The sequence below is a fragment of the Curtobacterium sp. AC268 genome, assembly GCF_979258745.1.
Map to the genome: position 1 here is coordinate 3,520,216 of NZ_OZ409878.1, position 17,454 is coordinate 3,537,669.

General features: G+C 69.1%; 19 protein-coding genes and 1 pseudogene. 13 read left to right on the top strand and 7 right to left on the bottom strand.

Features of this window, described 5'->3' with window-relative positions:
* Window positions 1–100 precede the first annotated feature (100 nt).
* From ACZZ9K_RS16700 to ACZZ9K_RS16720, 5 genes are all read left to right on the top strand, one after another.
* Window positions 101–1,165 carry a TDT family transporter gene (locus ACZZ9K_RS16700; protein WP_240614499.1) on the top strand — a complete coding sequence of 355 codons (1,065 nt, stop codon included), beginning with the start codon at window positions 101–103 and terminating at the stop codon, window positions 1,163–1,165.
* A gap of 140 nt (window positions 1,166–1,305) precedes the next feature.
* On the top strand, window positions 1,306–1,734 hold the full coding sequence (locus ACZZ9K_RS16705; protein ID WP_228506156.1) for a uracil-DNA glycosylase family protein: 429 nt from the start codon (window positions 1,306–1,308) through the stop codon (window positions 1,732–1,734).
* 140 nt (window positions 1,735–1,874) lie between these two features.
* The gene (locus ACZZ9K_RS16710; protein WP_055960814.1) at window positions 1,875–2,477 is read left to right on the top strand and encodes a recombinase family protein; all 603 of its coding nucleotides are present in this window, start codon (window positions 1,875–1,877) and stop codon (window positions 2,475–2,477) included.
* A gap of 6 nt (window positions 2,478–2,483) precedes the next feature.
* Window positions 2,484–3,893 carry a transposase gene (locus tag ACZZ9K_RS16715; protein WP_463444632.1) on the top strand — a complete coding sequence of 470 codons (1,410 nt, stop codon included), beginning with the start codon at window positions 2,484–2,486 and terminating at the stop codon, window positions 3,891–3,893.
* Entirely contained in the window at window positions 3,890–4,702 is an 813-nt protein-coding gene (locus ACZZ9K_RS16720) for an AAA family ATPase (protein ID WP_055960810.1), read from the top strand. The genes ACZZ9K_RS16715 and ACZZ9K_RS16720 overlap by 4 nt, the downstream gene beginning before the upstream one ends.
* Window positions 4,703–4,747: 45 nt before the next feature.
* On the opposite strand, the gene ACZZ9K_RS16725 is transcribed toward ACZZ9K_RS16720, so the two are convergent.
* Window positions 4,748–5,371, bottom strand: a complete 624-nt coding sequence (locus ACZZ9K_RS16725; protein ID WP_463444633.1) for an MFS transporter — start codon at window positions 5,369–5,371, stop codon at window positions 4,748–4,750.
* A 347-nt stretch (window positions 5,372–5,718) separates the two neighbouring features.
* Window positions 5,719–6,201: a MarR family winged helix-turn-helix transcriptional regulator gene (locus tag ACZZ9K_RS16730; protein ID WP_111102958.1), complete on the bottom strand. Its 483-nt coding sequence runs from the start codon at window positions 6,199–6,201 to the stop codon at window positions 5,719–5,721.
* A 55-nt stretch (window positions 6,202–6,256) separates the two neighbouring features.
* Between ACZZ9K_RS16730 and ACZZ9K_RS16735 the strand changes: the two genes are divergently transcribed.
* Together ACZZ9K_RS16735 and ACZZ9K_RS16740 are read left to right on the top strand one after the other, a co-directional pair.
* Complete coding sequence (locus ACZZ9K_RS16735; RefSeq protein ID WP_418516839.1) at window positions 6,257–7,447, top strand: FAD-dependent monooxygenase; 1,191 nt, start codon at window positions 6,257–6,259, stop codon at window positions 7,445–7,447.
* A 57-nt stretch (window positions 7,448–7,504) separates the two neighbouring features.
* On the top strand, window positions 7,505–7,843 hold the full coding sequence (locus ACZZ9K_RS16740) for an ASCH domain-containing protein (RefSeq protein ID WP_463444634.1): 339 nt from the start codon (window positions 7,505–7,507) through the stop codon (window positions 7,841–7,843).
* Between the two features lie 171 nt (window positions 7,844–8,014).
* On the opposite strand, the gene ACZZ9K_RS16745 is transcribed toward ACZZ9K_RS16740, so the two are convergent.
* Complete coding sequence (locus ACZZ9K_RS16745; RefSeq protein ID WP_463444635.1) at window positions 8,015–8,725, bottom strand: SDR family oxidoreductase; 711 nt, start codon at window positions 8,723–8,725, stop codon at window positions 8,015–8,017.
* Window positions 8,726–8,780: 55 nt separating this feature from the next.
* Between ACZZ9K_RS16745 and ACZZ9K_RS16750 the strand changes: the two genes are divergently transcribed.
* On the top strand, window positions 8,781–9,176 hold the full coding sequence (locus ACZZ9K_RS16750) for a MerR family transcriptional regulator (protein ID WP_463444636.1): 396 nt from the start codon (window positions 8,781–8,783) through the stop codon (window positions 9,174–9,176).
* A 9-nt stretch (window positions 9,177–9,185) separates the two neighbouring features.
* On the opposite strand, the gene ACZZ9K_RS16755 is transcribed toward ACZZ9K_RS16750, so the two are convergent.
* Both ACZZ9K_RS16755 and ACZZ9K_RS16760 read right to left on the bottom strand, forming a co-directional pair.
* Complete coding sequence (locus ACZZ9K_RS16755; protein WP_138802943.1) at window positions 9,186–9,560, bottom strand: VOC family protein; 375 nt, start codon at window positions 9,558–9,560, stop codon at window positions 9,186–9,188.
* A gap of 112 nt (window positions 9,561–9,672) precedes the next feature.
* A complete protein-coding gene (locus ACZZ9K_RS16760; protein ID WP_463444637.1) occupies window positions 9,673–10,368 on the bottom strand; it encodes a helix-turn-helix transcriptional regulator in 696 nt (231 codons plus the stop codon).
* Between the two features lie 255 nt (window positions 10,369–10,623).
* Here ACZZ9K_RS16760 and ACZZ9K_RS16765 point away from each other — a divergent pair.
* Window positions 10,624–11,695: pseudogene (locus tag ACZZ9K_RS16765) on the top strand (magnesium and cobalt transport protein CorA).
* Between the two features lie 92 nt (window positions 11,696–11,787).
* Here the strand turns inward: ACZZ9K_RS16765 and ACZZ9K_RS16770 are convergent.
* The gene (locus ACZZ9K_RS16770; RefSeq protein WP_463444638.1) at window positions 11,788–12,732 is read right to left on the bottom strand and encodes a GNAT family N-acetyltransferase; all 945 of its coding nucleotides are present in this window, start codon (window positions 12,730–12,732) and stop codon (window positions 11,788–11,790) included.
* 144 nt (window positions 12,733–12,876) lie between these two features.
* On the opposite strand from ACZZ9K_RS16770, the gene ACZZ9K_RS16775 reads away from it, so the two are divergent.
* Window positions 12,877–13,074 (top strand): hypothetical protein, encoded by a 198-nt coding sequence (locus tag ACZZ9K_RS16775; RefSeq protein WP_463444639.1) that lies wholly within the window; start codon window positions 12,877–12,879, stop codon window positions 13,072–13,074.
* Between the two features lie 36 nt (window positions 13,075–13,110).
* Here the strand turns inward: ACZZ9K_RS16775 and ACZZ9K_RS16780 are convergent, their stop codons facing one another.
* The gene (locus ACZZ9K_RS16780) at window positions 13,111–14,628 is read right to left on the bottom strand and encodes a SulP family inorganic anion transporter (protein WP_463444640.1); all 1,518 of its coding nucleotides are present in this window, start codon (window positions 14,626–14,628) and stop codon (window positions 13,111–13,113) included.
* A gap of 212 nt (window positions 14,629–14,840) precedes the next feature.
* Here ACZZ9K_RS16780 and ACZZ9K_RS16785 point away from each other — a divergent pair, with 212 nt between their 5' ends.
* The 3 genes from ACZZ9K_RS16785 to ACZZ9K_RS16795 all read left to right on the top strand — a co-directional run bounded on the left by ACZZ9K_RS16785 (window position 14,841) and on the right by ACZZ9K_RS16795 (window position 17,421).
* Window positions 14,841–15,227, top strand: coding sequence for a MerR family transcriptional regulator (locus ACZZ9K_RS16785; protein ID WP_307807752.1), 387 nt, complete (start codon window positions 14,841–14,843; stop codon window positions 15,225–15,227).
* 170 nt (window positions 15,228–15,397) lie between these two features.
* Window positions 15,398–16,210: an HAD-IIB family hydrolase gene (locus ACZZ9K_RS16790; protein WP_463444641.1), complete on the top strand. Its 813-nt coding sequence runs from the start codon at window positions 15,398–15,400 to the stop codon at window positions 16,208–16,210.
* On the top strand, window positions 16,207–17,421 hold the full coding sequence (locus tag ACZZ9K_RS16795) for a glycosyltransferase family protein (RefSeq protein ID WP_111033140.1): 1,215 nt from the start codon (window positions 16,207–16,209) through the stop codon (window positions 17,419–17,421). The genes ACZZ9K_RS16790 and ACZZ9K_RS16795 overlap by 4 nt, the downstream gene beginning before the upstream one ends.
* The last annotated feature ends 33 nt before the right edge of the window (window positions 17,422–17,454 follow it).

The following is a 17,454-nucleotide window of genomic DNA, read 5'->3' on the forward strand; positions in this document are numbered from 1 at the left end:
GACAACGCTCCGCACGGACCCTGCACCCGCGAACGGTAGCCAGCTGCCCCAACGGCCGCAGACGGCGTTGTTCCGTGACCTGGAGCGGCCAGGCCTGATCGTGTCGAATCTCACACCGAACTGGTTCGCGTCGATCATGGGCACGGGGATCGTCGCTGTCGCAGCTGCGTCACTGCCGCTGCAGTTCCCCGGGCTGCGCCTCGCGGCGACGGTCGTGTGGGCGATCGCCGCGGTGCTCCTCGTCGCCCTCACGACCGCGACGGTGCTGCACTGGATCCGCTACCGGAGCACTGCAGCCGGGCACCAGCTCAACCCGGTGATCTCGCACTTCTACGGCGCACCACCGATGGCGTTCCTCACCGTCGGCGCCGGGACACTCCTGCTCGGCAAGGACTGGGTCGGCCTGCCCGCCGCCGTCACCATCGACTGGGTCCTGTGGACCATCGGCACCATCGGAGGACTGCTCACGGCAGTGCTCGTGCCGTACCTGGCGTTCACCCGCCACGAGAACAAGCCCGACTCCGCGTTCGGCGGCTGGCTGATGCCGATCGTCCCGCCGATGGTGTCCGCCTCCACCGGTGCGCTCCTGCTGCCGTACGCCCCCGCCGGGCAGGCGCGGGAGACGCTGCTGTGGTCCTGCTACGGCTTCTTCGGCCTCAGCCTCATCACGTCGCTGGTCGTGATCACGCTGATCTGGAACCGTCTCGCGCAGCACAAGGTCGGGGCCGCCGGCATGGTCCCGACTCTGTGGATCGTCCTCGGGCCGGTCGGACAGTCGATCACCGCGGTGAACCTCCTCGCATCGAACGCCCCCACCGTTGTCGATGCGAGTACCGCGCATGCCCTGCTGGTCGTGGCGCTGGTGTACGGGTTCGCGATGCTCGGCTTCGCGCTGCTGTGGACCGTCATCGCCCTCGCGATCACCATCCGCACTGCCCGCGAACACTTGCCGTTCAGCCTGACTTGGTGGTCCTTCACGTTCCCCGTCGGGACCTGCGTCACCGGCCTGAACGGGCTCGCCCTGCACTCAGGCCTGACCGTCGTTGCCGTCCTCGCCGTCATCTACTACGCCGGCCTCGTCGCCGCATGGATCACCGTTGCCCTTCGCACCTTTCACGGATCCGTCATCCGTGGCACCCTGCTGGCACCGCCACAGCCGGCATGAGTACCCCCGAGGAACTCGCTGACGTTCGATCGCTGAACGGTCTCGCGGAGACGTGGCGGACCGCGCCCGACGGCAGCCGACGGTTCGTCCCGAGCTTCGACCCACGATCCGGCGGCAGATTCAGCCGTGTCCTGGTCCTGATGCAGTCGCCTGGCCCCCAGACCATCGCCGCAGCGCACGCAGCGATCTGCAGCGAGGACAACCCGGGCCCGACCGCGGCCGCGTTCCGAGCAGCCCGTATCGAGTCCGGACTCGCACGCGGCGAGTACGTCCGCTGGAACCTTGTCCCATGGGAACTGCCCGACCGCGTGCGACTCGAGGACATCGACGAGGGGCGGCATGCCCTCGCCACACTGCTCGCGGCCCTCCCCGCTCTCACTGCGATCGTCACGTACGGGGCCGTTGCCCTCGACGGCGTCATGCGACACTTCACCCTGGACGAGCACCCCCGACTCCTTCCGGTCATCGCAGCACCACATCCGTCTCCCGCCAACGGCCGCCACCGATCGGAACAACACCTCCGTTCCGTGCAAGCACTCCGGCTCGCCGCGCGAGCGCGGCAGACGTAACAAATACGAACGATTCCGCTACAACTATCCGTACCGGCGCTCAGTCCGGGTGCGAGGCGCCGTGTCTTGTAGCGGAACCCAGTCCCAGAATCTACGTGCCGCCACTACCCCTCCTGGTCGAGTTTCGCTACGTTCTCTTCATGGGTCACCTTCTCGGGTATGCGCGCGTGTCCACCACAGACCAGGACGCGTCGCTGCAGATCGACGCGCTCAACGCCGCTGGCTGCTACCGCGTGTTCGTCGACACCATGTCCGGGTCGCTCCAACACCGGCCCGAGCTCGACAAGCTCCTCGACCAGCTCCGCCCCGGCGACACTCTCGTCGTCTGGCGACTCGACCGGCTCGGCCGGTCCATCCGGCACCTCATCGATCAGCTGCACGCTCTCGCCGAGCGCGGCATCGGGTTCCGGTCCCTGCAGGAGACCATCGACACCACCTCGCCCGGCGGCCGGCTCGTGTTCCACGTCTTCGCCGCGTTGGCGGAGTTCGAACGGGACCTCATCAAGGAACGCACCAACGCCGGCCTCGCCGCCGCTCGAGCCCGCGGCCGCACCGGCGGCCGACCATCTCGGCTCTCCGCGGACCAGGTGCGCACCGCACGCCGGCTCTACGAACAGCAGGACATGACCGTCGCGCAGATCGGCGACGTGCTCGGCGTTAGCCGCACCACCATCTACCGTGCACTCGCGAAGCACGCCGAGCCCGTCGCGGCGCGACGAACCAAGCCTTCCCCAACGATGTAGCTGGCTATGGACGCGAGCGAGCGGTGGGGCATCCTTCGACTGCACGTCGAGGACGCCATCCCGCTCGCCACCCTGGCCCGCACCACGGGCGTCGCTGAGCGCACCCTGCAACGCTGGTTGGCCCGCTACCGAACCGGCGGATACCCGGCTCTCGCCGACGGCACCCGCACCGATCACGGCGCCCGACGGACGGCACCGGAACTGGTGCGCCTGATTGAGGGGCTCGCACTCACCAAGCCACGACCTTCGATCGCCACGATTCACCGCCAGGTCGACAATTACTGCACCAAACGAGGTCTCTCAGCGCCGTCGTACTCCGTTGTGCGGTCGATCGTGAACGGGCTTGATCCCGGGATGGTGACGCTCGCGCTTGAGGGGCCCGCGTCATATCGGGACAAGCACGAACTGCTGCTCCGACGTCGTGCGGATCGCCCCAACGCGATCTGGCAGGCGGACCACACGATGCTCGATCTGCTCATCGTCGGACCCGACGGCAAGCCCGAACGGCCGTGGTTGACGGTGATCCTCGACGACTACTCCCGCGCGGTCTGCGGGTACATGGTGTTCCTCGGCGCCCCATCCGCCGCGAACACCGCGCTCGCGCTCCGGCAAGCGATCTGGCACAAGCCGGAACCGGACTGGCCTGTCTGCGGGATCCCAGACGTGCTCTACACAGACCACGGGTCCGACTTCACCAGCCACCGAATCGGCGACACCGCCGCCGTGCTGCACCTCCGCATCATCCACTCGCAGGTCGCTCGCCCCCAGGGCCGCGGGAAGATCGAGCGGTTCTTCGGCACCATCAACACCGAGCTGCTCCCAACGCTCCCCGGCCACCTCGCACCCGGATCCTCGGCGCCGGCGCCGACGCCGGCGCTGGATCTCGCCGGTGTCGACAGTGCCATCAACACGTTCATCCGCCGCTACAACGCCCGCATCCACCGCGAGCTCCGGAAGAGCCCACTGGAAGCGTGGATCGCAGACGGGTGGCTGCCACGAATGCCGGACTCCCTCGAGCAGCTCGACGGGTTCCTGCTCACCGTCCCGACCACGCGTGTCGTGCAACGAGACGGCATCCACTTCGAAGGGCTCCGCTACACCGCAACCACTCTCGCACCCTTCGTGGGCAGCACCGTCAGCGTCCGGTACGACCCCCGCGACGTCACCGAGATCCGTGTCTTTCACCGCGACGCGTTCCTGTGCACCGCGATCAGTACCGCGCATCAGACCGAGACCATCAGTCTCAAGCAGATCCAGGCCGCCCGGAACGCGCAACGAAGAGCCCTGCGCGGGCAGATCCGCGAACGCATCGCGATCGTCCGCCCCACACCCGATGATCACACCCCACCAGCACCCGCACCGGCACCGGCACCGGATCAACCGCGACTGATGACCTACGAGGAGGACCGGTCATGACGAGCCAGTTCATCATCACGAAGGAACACCGTCGGTTCGCGGAGTTCGCCGACGCCGTCCGGAAGCAGAACACCATCGGCGTCTGCTTCGGCCCCGCTGGCGTCGGCAAGACCCTCTCCGCACGCCGCTACGCCCACTGGGACAGCATCGGCCCGTTCATCGCCAGATGGGCCGCACGCAGCGAAGACGACACGAAGATCTACGCCGCCGCCCACCGAGCCCGCACCGTCTTCTACACGCCCGAGGTCTCCGCCACGATGCGCGCCCTGCAGGACGACCTCCGGCACGACATGCTCCGCACCGAACGCTGCATCGAGGAACACCTCCTGCTCCAGGGTCGCCACTTCGACCACGCACACGGCCCCAACCCGTCCCTGCTCGAGCTGATCATCATCGACGAGTCCGAACGCCTCACCGGCAACGCGATCGAGTGGCTCCGCGACCAGTACGACCGCACCGGCATAGCGATGATCCTCATCGGCATGCCCGGCATCGAGAAGCAGTTCAGCCACTACCCGCAGCTCTACAGCCGCCTCGGTTTCGCCCACCAGTACCGTCCGCTCGGCCACGACGAGCTGCTCTTCGTCCTCGAACGTCAATGGCGCAAGCTCGGCAAGACGCTCGACCCCGACGACTTCACCGACGCGCAAGCCATCGCCGCCGTCGAACGCATCACCCGCGGCAACTTCCGGCTCCTTGAGCGCCTCCTCCCTCAGATCCAACGCGTCCTGAAGATCAACGAGCTCGACGTCATCACCAACGACGTCGTCGAGGCCGCCCGCAGCACCCTCGTCATCGGCACCACCTGACCCGACACCGATCGCAGCGAAAACGACGACACAGAGCGAGGCTGCTCACACGAGGGCGGACGGCGGCGTGGATCGATGCCCGGTGGGTTGCGTCGCGAACACGCCGGCCGCCAGAACGCTGGTGACGACGTTGGCGAGGATCAGCCACCGCAACCCGTCTTGGTGGCCGTTCGCGAGGGTGACCGCGGCGATGATCGCGCCAGCGCCGAGCGCTGCGGCCTTCGTCGCTTCGAGGAACGCGAACCACCGCTCGAACGGGCGGCCTTCAGCGAGGTCGTGGACGTACGCGGTCCATGAGGTCCAGTAGAGCCGCTCGGAGCCGTTGGCGAGGAAGATCGCCGCGAAGATCATCATCGGGTCATGGGCGAACAGGTAGAGCGTGAAGCCCGCTGCCGAGAGGAGGTTGTTGAGGATCATCGACGCCTTCGCGCCGAATCGATCGGTGAGGACGCCACCGACCAGTCCGATCGGGAGAGCAACCAGTGTCGCGACGGTGGAGACGGCCCCGAGCACTGCAAGCGGCACGTCGGTGGTGATGGTGAAGTAGACGATCGTCAGTGGCAGCGTGAGGCCGGCGCCGATGGTGTCGGTCAAGACTGCAAAGGTGACGAAACGGTGTTCGCGCAAGCTCGCGAGTGAGGCCCGAAACCGGGCAGGGGTGAAGAACATGGATGTGGTCCCGTGAAGTCGTCGCGCCGTCGTCGCACGACGGCGCGGGCAAGCAGAAGCACGCGAGCACAACGCTCGCGGCGGGGAGAGGCCGACCTTCGTGGTCAGCTCAGTTCTGCGTTGCCATGACTCCGGGAGGGATCGGCCGCGGTCCGACGAACTCGGGCGCAGGCTTGGTGGAGAACAGTCGACGAGGGGCACAGAACGGCATCGTTGCCACCCTTCGCCATCATCGGACCAGTTGAACGAACGCTAGCAGCGCTCAAGATGAGAGATCAACGGTGAATAAGCAGCTGGCGATCGGCCAACGAGAACCCTGGTGATCGGCCGGGCAACTTCGATGACGTCTATCCGCGGAGCCGGTCCGCGGCATCCGACGCGGCACCGACCATGCGGCGGATGAACGCGGCGTGGTGCTCGAGCTCCGCCGCAGGCACCTGTTGCAGGGCGGCGGCGATCTCGGCGGTCGACCGCTCCGTGAACGCCCGCGCGCGTTCCCGCGCAGCCGGTGTCGGACGGAGCGTCACCCGGCGCCGGTCGGTGTGCTCGCGGCTGCGTGCGAGCAGACCGGCCGCTTCCAAGCGGTTCAGCAGCACCGTCACGGAGCCGGAGGTCATACCGATCCGCTGCCCGAGCCGTGCGGGCGACAGCGGGTCCCCTGACGAGTCGGCCCAGAGCACCTGTCCGAGGGCGTTCGCGTCCGTGGTCGGCAGGTCGAGCCACGAGGACATCAGCTGGTTGAGCTCGGCGAACGCCACCGCCCACGTCTGGAGCGCTTCCATCACCTCGACCTGTGGTGCGTCCCACTCCATCTCGAACACGTCGTCCATCAGATTCCTTTACTGTGTAGTATCTTTACTATAAAGCTCGCAACGGAGGAACACCATGGCAAACCGCACCGCTGTCATCTCAGGAGCCAGTATCGCTGGCCTGTCGACCGCCTACTGGCTCCGCCGGACCGGATGGGACGTGACCGTCATCGAACGCGCCGCTGCGTTCCGTGACGGCGGACAGAACGTTGATGTTCGAGGCGTCGCGCGCGACGTGCTTCGCAAGATGGGCTTGTTCGACGCCGTGAAGGCGCGGAACACCACCGAGACGGGCACCGTCCTCGTCGACGGGCGAGGGGCCGTCACCGCCGAACTGCCCTCTGACGGGGCAGGCGGTGCGACGGCGGAACTCGAGATCCTGCGCGGCGACCTGGCTCGGACGATCCTCGACAACCTGCCGCCCGGCGTCTCCTTCGTCTACGGGGACACCGTGTCGGACGTCGACGACGACGCTGCGGGAGTCACCGTGACGACCGCGAAGGGACAGCGCCTGCGCGCGGACCTCTTCGTCATCGCCGAGGGGGTGCGGTCCCGGACCCGTGCGATGGTCTTCGACGAGGACGACGTCGACCAGCGCGACCTCGACGTCACCATGGTCTTCGGGACCATCCCGCGGACCGACGGCGATGACGACCGGTGGCGGTGGCACAACGCCGTCCGCGGACGCCAGGTCCACCTGCGACCCGACCCGTACGGCACCACACGCGCGATCCTCGCCTACTCTCCCGGGGACGACGTCATCGGTCTGACTCGTGAGCAGACACTGGCGGCGGTGCGGCGCAGGTACGACGGAGTCGGGTGGGAGGCGCCGCGGGTCCTGGACGCGCTCGACACGTCCCCGGACGTCTACATCGACCAGCTCCAGCAGATCCGGATGCGGACCTGGCACCGCGGTCACGTCGTGATGGCCGGTGACGCCGGATGGTGTGTCACGCCGATGGGTGGCGGCGGCGCCTCGCTCGCGCTCACCGCCGGGTACGTCCTGGCCGCGGAGCTCGCAGACGCGACGCAGGACCAGGAGTCAGCGCTGACCGCGTACGAGAAGTGGATGCGCCCGCTGGTCGACGATGTGCAGGACCTCCCTCGCGGACTCAAGGCCCTGGCGTACCCGCAGTCCCGACTCGCGCTCGCGCTCCGCGGGCTCCTGAACAAGGTGTTGATGTCACGGCCGCTTCGACCAGTCGCCATGAAGCTCACCCAGGTCGCCGAGACCGATCGCGAGTTGCCGGTCCTCCTCGATCGCTGAGTCCTCAGCGCGGGACCGGGCGCGCTCACTGCGCGTGACGTCCGGCAAGCTGGGGGAATGGCCGACACAGTCCCAGGGACCGTCCACTTCCACCAGAAGCACCACGAAGCGATCATCCGTGGCGAGAAGGTCACAACCGTGCGGTGGAACGAGTCCGTGCAGGTCGGCGCGGCGACGTTCGTGTTCGACGATCACCCGACCGCCGAACCGGTGGCCGGCGCGATCACCGCCGTGCACCGGTACCGGCTCGACACCCTCACGGCAGAACAGGCGCATCAGCCGCCGGAGACGGACATGCGCCGCTTCGGTCAGCAGCTCCGTGAGAACTACTACCCCGAGATGCCGGACGATGCGGTCGTCGAGGTGGCCGAACTCACGACCGGGCCGTCTCAGTAGTCGCAGCCCGACCTCGACGTGGTCACGCGTGAGTTCACGCTCGTCGGGGTGAACCCTGCCCTCGACCAGTTCACCGAGCTGGCCGACGAGTTGCGGGTCCGCGCCGAAGAGCAGGCGGCCCGGCACGGCCGCACGCTGGCGGCCGTGCCGAAGGCTGCGTGAAGCCGGCTCCTACGACGCGAGCATCTGCGCCACCACGGCGTACAGCTCCTCGGGGCGGCCGGCGAGCATCTGCTTGATCAACGCGGTCTGCTCGTCGACGACGACCTCGTAGTCGTCGCGCTCGACCCCGTCCAGGGTCGCGCGCGCCACGTCCGCCGGGTCGGTCTTGGCCATCGAGATCCCCGCGGTCATGTCGGTGTCGGCCACTCCGAGGTGCACCGACATCACCGCGGTCCCTTGACCGGCCAGCTCGTGACGCAACGCGTTGCCCATGTTCCACAGGGCGGCCTTCGACACCGCGTAGGCGGAGGCTCCGGGCATCGCGAGCCACGAGGCACCCGAGGCGATGTTCACGATGCTCCCACCGCCGTTCGCCGCCAGGACGGGTGCGAACGCGCGGATCACGGACAGGGTGCCCCAGACGTTCGTGTCCATGTCGGCGTGCGCTGCGTCCAGATCGCCCAGCAGGGTCGCCGTGGTCGCGATCCCGGCGTTGTTGACCAGGAGATCGACGTCGGTGGCGACCGCGGCGGCCGCTGCGACCGACGCGGGGGAGGTGATGTCGAGGGCGAGGCGCTCGACTCCCTCGAGGTCGATCAGTTCGGGGCGTCGGGCGGTGGCGTAGACCTTCGCCCCGCGGGCGATCAGCTGCGCGGCGAGGTGGCGACCGATACCGCGGTTCGTGCCGGTGACGAGGGCAGTGGCTCCAGAGAGGTTCATGCCGCTACGGTAGAACCTGACGTCAACGTGAGGATCAAGCCCGAGGGACAGAACGATGCGGATCGGTGAACTCGCAGAACGGGCCGGCGTCAGCGTCCGGTCGCTGCGGTACTACGAGGAACAGGGCCTCCTCGAGTCCGAGCGGACCACGGGCGGACACCGTGAGTACCGCGAGCCCGATGTCGCACGGGTGCGCTTCATGCAGATGCTCTACGCGGCGGGCATGCCGAGTCGTCGGATCGTCGAGATCCTGCCCTTCCTCGACACCGGGGTCGCGACGCGGACGATGCTCGACCACTTCGACGAGGAGAGCGAACGCATCCGACGCCAGATCGAGGCCCTCCGTGCCACCCATGACCGCCTCGTGAGGCTCCGCGACATCGCGGCGGAGTCCGTTGCTGGGCGACCGCCGGAGGAGTGCCGCTCGTCGGCGAATGCCGCCGCCGCCTGAGCACCCCGACTAGCTGGCGGCGGGCCTGCTGAACAGGTTGACGACGTTGCCGTCCGGGTCGCGGACCAGTGCGGAGCGGTTGCCCCACGGCATCGTTGTCGGCTCCAGGACGACGTCGTCGCTGCCGAGCTGCAGTCCGGCGAAGTCGCCGTCGACGTCGGCGACCTCGAACTCGATGAACACGGAACGGTTCGTCCCGGGCGTCAGCGTGCCTCCGAGCATGGCCACTGTCGCGGTGCTTGCGATCGCGAGGGTCGCACCCGGGCCGCTGAACTGCGCGAAGACCGGTGCGGGGCGCTCGGCCGGCTGGCCGGTGATCCGCTCGTAGAAGGCGACCATGCCTTCGAGGTCGTCGGTGATGATGCGGACGGATGCGAACGACATGGGGTTCCTCACGGTGGTGCTGCTGACTCGGAGCGACCAGCTTCACCGACTGCCGCGACACCGTCCTGTCGGTGTTTCCGGAAACCGACCGCGTTTCCGGAAACCGACCGCGCTACTCGTCGAGGACCGGCCGGAGTCGTCCGTACTGGATCGCGAGGTCCTCGGATCGCAGGACGCGCTGCGCGGGCCGCTCGTCGGTGACCTCGACGGACAGCATCCGGTCGCCCCGGAACGCCCGCACCCCGTCGCGCTTCCGGCACCAGGCGATCAGGTACCACTGACCGTCCTTCCCGATCGACCCCAGCGGTTCGACGTCGCGTTCGGACTCCGCTCCGTCGGCGTCCCGGTACCGGAGCCGCACGACTCGATCCGCGCGCAGGGCCGCCGCGAACCCGGCCGGGACGACCGTGTCCTCGTCGTCCTCCAGGAAGTGCACCCGGGACGCCAGCGCGCTGGCTCGTGCGGCATCCCCGGCGGGCATCACCGCGAGCGTCTTCCTGGCCGCGGTGTGTGCCGCGTGCCGGAACGGACTCCGCCCCAGCGAGCCGAGCCCGATCAGCACCGCGAGGGCTTCATCCGCCGTGAAGCCCGCCGGACCGAGCGTCGCGGACGCGTCGATGACGTACCCACCCGTCCGGCCGGGCTCCGCCCAGATGGGCACACCCGACTGCTGCAACGCGGAGATGTCCCGTTCGATGGTCCGGACCGACACCTCGAACCGCTCCGCGAGACGACGCGCGCTCCGCGGTTGCGGGGTGACGGCGCGCAACTCCTCCACGAGGCCGTAGAGCCGATCGGTGCGATTCACCTGGCCATCTTCGCTGTCGTGCCGAGGGTTCCGTCAGATCCACGCCGTCCCGTCGGCCACGTGACGGACTGGAGGCACGGTGCCAGCTGGCACCGCGCCTCCAGTCCGTCCCTGGGTCGCGCCCAGGGCGTGTCAGGACTCCGACAGGAATCCGGCGCGCAGCGTGAGGGGTCCGTCAGGGAAGCGCTCGCGCCGTCGGCGGTCCGGCATGCTCGGCAGGTTGCCCGCACGCACCACGGAACCAGGAGGACACCGGTGGCCCTCATCGACAACGGCATCTACGTCAACGGAACGCGGACGGACTCGCCCGCGGACCTCGGGCGCACGGACGAAGCGCTCGCCGCAGCCGGGAGGGGCGCGATGGCCTGGATCGGGCTGTTCCGACCGACCGCCAACGAACTGGCCTCCGTCGCCGACGAGTTCGGGCTGCACCCGCTCGCCGTCGAGGACGCGCACAAGGGGCACCAGCGGGCGAAGCTCGAGCGGTACGGCGACACCCTGTTCGTGGTGCTGCGACCCGCCTGGTACGACGAGGACGAGGAGACGGTCGAGTTCGGTGAGGTGCACCTGTTCACCGGGCGCGACTTCGTCGTCACCGTCCGGCAGGCGGAACGGCCGAACCTCGCCGACGTGCGGAAGCGACTCGAAGCCGACCCGGACGCCCTGGAGGTGCGGGTCCGAGGCGGTGCTCTGCGCGGTCCTCGACGAGGTCATCGACAGCTACGCCCCGGTCGTCGCCGGGCTGCAGGACGACATCGACGACATCGAGGACGACCTGTTCGACGGCGACGTCGACCCGGCGTCCTCGCGGCGGATCTACCAACTGCTCAGCGAGGTCATCGGGTTCCAGCGTGCCATCGGCCCGCTGCCCGGGATGCTCAACGCGTTGCTTCGGGGTGCCCAGAAGTACGGCACGGACACCGAGGTGCAGAACCAGCTGCGGAACGTCCTCGACCACGCGATCCGCGTCACCGAGCGGGTGGACACCTTCCGGACACTGCTCGAGAACGCCCTCACACTGCACTCGACCCTGGTCACGCAGGAGCAGAACGACGCGATGCGCCGGATGACCAGCGCGAGCCTGGCGCAGGGGGAGGAGAGCCGGCGGCTGGCTCGGGCGTCGATGGAGCAGGGCGAAGAGGTGAAGAAGATCTCGTCGTGGGCGGCGATCCTGTTCGCCCCCACGTTGGTGGCGTCGATCTACGGCATGAACTTCGAGCACATGCCCGAGCTGCGGTGGGCGTGGGGGTACCCAGCGGCGATCGTCGCGATGGTCCTGCTGGCGGTCGTGCTGTGGGCGGTGTTCAAGCGGCGGCACTGGCTCTGAGCGTGCGTCACGACGGACTGGAGGCGCGGTGCCAGCTGGCACCGTGCCTCCACCCCGTCGGTCAGTCCGTCCAGGTCTGCGGGATGAGGGCCTCACTGCGCGTGGACGATGCGCACACGGCTGACTGCGAAGCCAGCCCGTTCGAAGGCCGCTCGCATCGGGGTGTTGGCGGTGTCGGTGGTGCCGACGATGCGGTGTTGTCCGTCGTCGTGGTGGACGTGGGTCATCTCAGCCAGCAGGTCGTGGACGAACCCGTGTCCGCGGTGTTCCGGGAGGACACCGAGGTAGCTGATGCTCGCGTCGTACGCCGTCCTGGTGGGGATGATGAACCCCACGGTGGTTCCGTCGAGCAGGTGCGCCGTGCGCCACGCGTGCCGGTCACCGGGCAGCGAGCGGTAGAACTCGAGATCGTCGTCGGCGAGGGCATCGATGCCCTCGCGGGCGACCATGTCGTTGGTGTGGTCGTCGAGGGAGCCAGGCGCGACGGCCGCGAACAGCGCCCGGAAGGTCGTGTCGTCGGACGAGGCGAACCGGAGCCGAGTCGGACGCGGTGTTCTCGGGTCCGTCGCGGTGCGCGCGTAGCTGATGCGCTCGGTGGCGCGGGTGAAGCCGCCGAGGTGTGCTGCTTCGTGTCGCCACCGGACGGCCTCGACTGCTGCCGGGTTGTCCGTCCAGGTCGGAGCGACGTCCACGTTGCACTCGAGCGGTGCGCCGGCGCCGAACGCGTCCAGCCCGGCCCGGACCAACGCGGCACCGACGTCTACCCCGGCGGCGCCTCGAGCGCTCGTCGAGAGACAGTCCAGGGTGGTGGGTCGATCGCTGGCGGACTGGCCCCACCAGAGCGCGCGGCCGACCGGCTGTCCTGCCTGTTCGGCGATCCAGGACCACTCCGGTCGGTAGTTGCCCGCGCGGAGTTCCTCGGTCAGGCGCTCCGCATCGACCCACGCCACGGGTTCGTCACAGGTCCACCGGGCCAGGACCGGCACGTCGTCGGGCGTTCCACGTCGGATCTGCAGTTGTGCGGAGGAGTCGGTCATCGAGCACGAGCCTGACGGATCGGCGGTCGATCCGCCAGGGCCGGTCTGCGCGGGGATCCGCTGCGCCGCGGCCTGCGCTCGGATGAATTCGGGTCAGCCTTCGGTCGGACGCGAGTGCCACGGAACGCGAGGGACACTGCTGCGATGCAGATGAGTGACAAGAAGCGTTCGGTGAACCTGGGATTCGGATCCGGCATCGCGCTGATCCTCGTGGGACTGCTGATGATCTGGTTCGCGCCGGCGGTCTGGAGCGGTTGGGCGACCTTCGCCGTCGTCGTCGGCATCCTGGCCGCGCTCGTCGGGTTCGTCTTCGCGCTCGTCCCGGCGAGCGGCCGACGCTGACGGGTCGTTGCGAGGTGGCAGGCGGAGGTCGGGAGGTCAGTGACCGGCGCCGAGGTTCCCGGCGAGGCGGCCGTGGAAGTCGCGGCTGGCGTCGTTCATGCCCCGTATCTCGACCCGCTTGCCGTGCTGGTGGTACTTCGTCTCGATCGCGTCGAGTGCGGCGACGGTGGAAGCGTCCCAGATGTGCGACCCGGTCATGTCGATGACGACCAGGTCGGGGTCGTCGACGTAGTCGAACTGCGTGGTGAGGTCGTTGCTCGAAGCGAAGAAGAGTTCGCCCTCGACCGTGTAGAGGGCGTGCTGCTCGCCGGTGGGCAGGGTCTCGATCGAGCGCGCGACGTTCGCGAAGTGCGACACCCGGCGGGCGAAGACGATCATCGCGGCGACGACGCCGACGATCACGCCGATGGCCAGGTTGTCGGTCGCGACGACGATGACGACGGTGAGGACCATGACGACGGTCTCGCCGACCGGCATGCGCCGCAGTGTGGACGGCTTGATGCTGTGCCAGTCGAAGGTGCCGACGGACACCATGACCATCACGGCGACGAGCGCGGCCATCGGGATGATCGCGACGACGTCGCCGAGCCCGACCACGAGCACGAGCAGGAAGACCCCGGACAGGAACGTCGAGATCCGGGTACGGGCGCCGGAGGCCTTGACGTTGATCATCGTCTGGCCGATCATCGCGCAGCCGCCCATGCCGCCGAACAGGCCCGAGGCGATGTTGGCCACCCCCTGCCCGAGGGCTTCGCGGGTCTTGCGGGAGCCGGTGTCGGTGACCTCGTCGACGAGCTTCGCCGTCATGAGCGACTCGAGGAGCCCGACGAGTGCCATCGCGAGGGCGTAGGGGGCGATGATCGTCAGCGTCTCGAGGTTGAGCGGGACGTTCGGGATGAACAGGGTCGGCAGGCTGTCCGGGAGCTTGCCCTCGTCGCCGACGGTGGGGATGGCGATGGAGGCCAGCACGGTGACGAGGGTCAGGACGACGATGGCGACGAGGGGTGCGGGGATGGCCTTGGTGAGGCGGGGCAGGAGCACGATGATCGCGATGCCGACGGCTCCGATCGGCCAGACGAGCCAGTCGACGCCGATGATGTTCGGCAGCTGCGCGGTGAAGATCAGGATCGCGAGCGCGTTGACGAACCCGACCATCACCGACCGGGGCACGAACCGCATCAGCTTCGCCGCGCCGAGCCCGCCGAGGACGAGCTGGAACACGCCGCCGAGCAGGACGGTGGCGATCAGGTAGTCCAGGCCGTGCTCCTCGACCACGGGGGCGACGACGAGCGCGATGGCTCCGGTGGCGCCGGTGATCATCGCGGCACGTCCGCCGAGGAACGAGATGACCACGGCCATCACGAACGCCGAGAACAGCCCGACGCGGGGGTCGACGCCGGCGATGATCGAGAACGAGATCGCTTCGGGGATCAGCGCGAGGGCCACGACGAGGCCGGCGAGGACCTCGCGGAGCAGGATCTTCGGGTTCCGCAGGGCGGACAGGACGGTGGGGCTTGCGTGCACCGGAGCCGGTGCGGGCGTGACGGTGGTCACGGTTCTCCTTCGGTGAGGGATGCGGACGCTCGGCGCCCGCGGGGGAATGTCGTGGGGCGCTTCGTCGCGCGAACTGACCGAGTGCGGCCAGGGACCCGAACCTTCCGTAACGGAAGAGTTGGTCGCGTCCGACTCTAACGCAACGGAAGGGTTGCTGCGCAAGCATCGGTACGATCGGTCGGGACCGGGCAACCGGGCGGAAGGGGTCAGCAGTGACGGACGCGGCAGGAGCATCGACGATGCGGATCGGTGAACTCGCCGACCGGACCGGGCTCTCCATCCGGACCGTGCGGCACTACGACGACGTCGGGCTGCTCCACCCCACCGGCCGGACCGAGGGCGGCTTCCGGCTGTACTCCGACGACGACCTGCAACGCCTGCTCGTCATCCGCCGGATGAAGCCCCTCGGCTACTCCCTCGAGCAGATGGCCGAGCTCCTCGGCATCCTCGACGGGCTCCAGGTGGCGGACGGCGCCGAGCGCAACCGGCTGCAGGCGCAGCTCGACGCGTACGTCGTGGACACCGAGGAACGCCGGGCGAAGCTCGCCCGCAACCTCGAGTGGGCCGACGAGTTCCTCGGCATCCTGCGCGCGCACTGACACGCCGTGACGGACTGGAGGCACGGTGCCAGCTGGCACCGTGCCTCCAGTCCGTCCGCTGGTCGCGTCGCGCGACCGACGCCGGCTTGTTCACCCAACCGACGCATGCGCGTGGCAGGGTGGTCCGGGGCATCGTCGCCCGCAGCCCAGCCAGCCGCCAGCGGAGCACGATGCCAACACCCGACCTGATGATCGTCACGGACCTCGACGGGACGTTCCTCGACCACCACGACTACTCGTACGACGCGGCCCTGCCGATGCTGGAACAGCTCCGGGCGGACGACGTTCCCGTGGTGTTCTGCAGCAGCAAGACGCGTTCCGAGATCACGGCGCTGCAGGCGCGCACCGGGCTCGACGGGCACGCGTTCGTGGCGGAGAACGGCGCGGTCGTGGTCGGACCGGCGGGCGTCGTGCTGGTCGGACCGGTCGACGGCGACCTCGAGCGGCTGCACGCCGAACTCGCCCGCGTCCGCCGGGCACTGCATCTGCGGTTCGAGACCTTCGGTGGCGTGACCGACGCGGTCGTCGCCGCGTGGACGGGGCTCGACCTCGAAGCGGCCGGACGAGCGCAGCAGCGCGAGGCGTCCGAGGTGCTGCTCTGGCACGCCGAGGACGACGACCGGGCCGACGCGTTCCGCGCGGCGCTCGCCGCGGTCGGCTTCGACCTGGTGCGGGGCGGCCGGTTCTGGCACGTGCTGCCGGCGGGCCGTGACAAGGGCGCGGCGGTCCGGACGCTGATCGCCGACCACGAGCGCCGGACGGGCACGGTCCCGCGCACGATCGGACTCGGTGACGGCCCGAACGACACCGCGCTGCTCGACGCCGTCGACTTCGCCGTCGTGGTCCGCGGACACGGCCCGGCACCCGGACCGCTCGCGGACGACCGCCCCGAGCGCGTCCACCGCACGACCGCCCCCGGCCCGCAGGGCTGGACCGAGGGCCTCACCCGGTTCACCACCCCGTCCGTCAGGAGCCACCGATGAGCGACTTCCACCAGAACGGCGTCATCACGACGTTCCACGACCTCGGTCGCCGCAGCACCGCGAGCCTCGAGGATGACCTACGGGGCTTCGCCGAGAAACGCCCGATGAGCCTGATCCTGCCGGCGCTGTACTCCGAGCTCGAGCGTCCGGCCCTGTCGCGGATCGTCGACGAGCTCGCCGAGGCCGACTGGCTCAGCGAGATCGTGATCGGGCTCGACCGGGCCGACCGCTCCCAGTTCGAGCACGCCCGCGAGTTCTTCTCGCGGCTGCCGCAGCGGCACCGGATCCTGTGGAACGACGGGCCGCGGCTCCGCGAGCTCGACGCTGAACTGGAGCGCGCGGGCCTGGCGCCGGGGGAGCCGGGCAAGGGCCGCAACGTCTGGTACTGCACCGGGTACGCCCTGGCGTCGGAGCGGGCGGACTGCATCGCCCTGCACGACTGCGACATCACCACCTACGAGCGGGGCATGCTCGCGCGGCTGTTCTACCCCGTCGCGAACCCCGCGTTCGACTACGAGTTCTCGAAGGGCTACTACGCCCGCGTCGCCGACGGTCGGATCAACGGACGCGCCGCACGGCTGCTCGTGGGGCCGCTGCTCCGCTCGCTCCGCCAGGTCTACGGCGAGTCCGAGTACCTGGAGTACCTGAGCAGCTTCCGGTACCCGCTGTCCGGCGAGTTCGCGATGCGCGCCCACGTGCTGAACGGCCTGAAGATCCCCGGCGACTGGGGACTCGAGATCGGCATGCTCTCCGAGGTCTACCGCGACTACGCGACCCGGCAGGTGTGCCAGGTGGAGATCGCCGACGCGTACGACCACAAGCACCAGCCCCTCGCCGAGGCCGACGGCACCGGCGGCCTCGCCCGGATGGGCAACGACATCGTGCAGTCGCTGCTCCGGAAGCTCGCGACCATGGGCGTCCCGCTCACGTCCGACTCGTTCCGCGTGCTCAAGGCGACGTACTACCGGAACGCGCTCGACATCGTCGAGGTGTACCGGCACGAAGCCGAGATGAGCGGGCTCGCGTTCGACCAGCACGCCGAGGAAGCCGCGGTGGAGCTCTTCACCAAGGCGATCCTCGACGCCGGCGGCGCCTTCACGGCGCGGCCGAACGACAAGCCGTTCATCCCGAGCTGGAGCCGGGTGCGCTCAGCGGTGCCGGACGTGCTCGACCGGCTGCGGGACGCGGTGGAGGCGGACCAGCAGGACTGATCCGGCGCCTGAGCGCGCCCTGGGCGCGCGTCG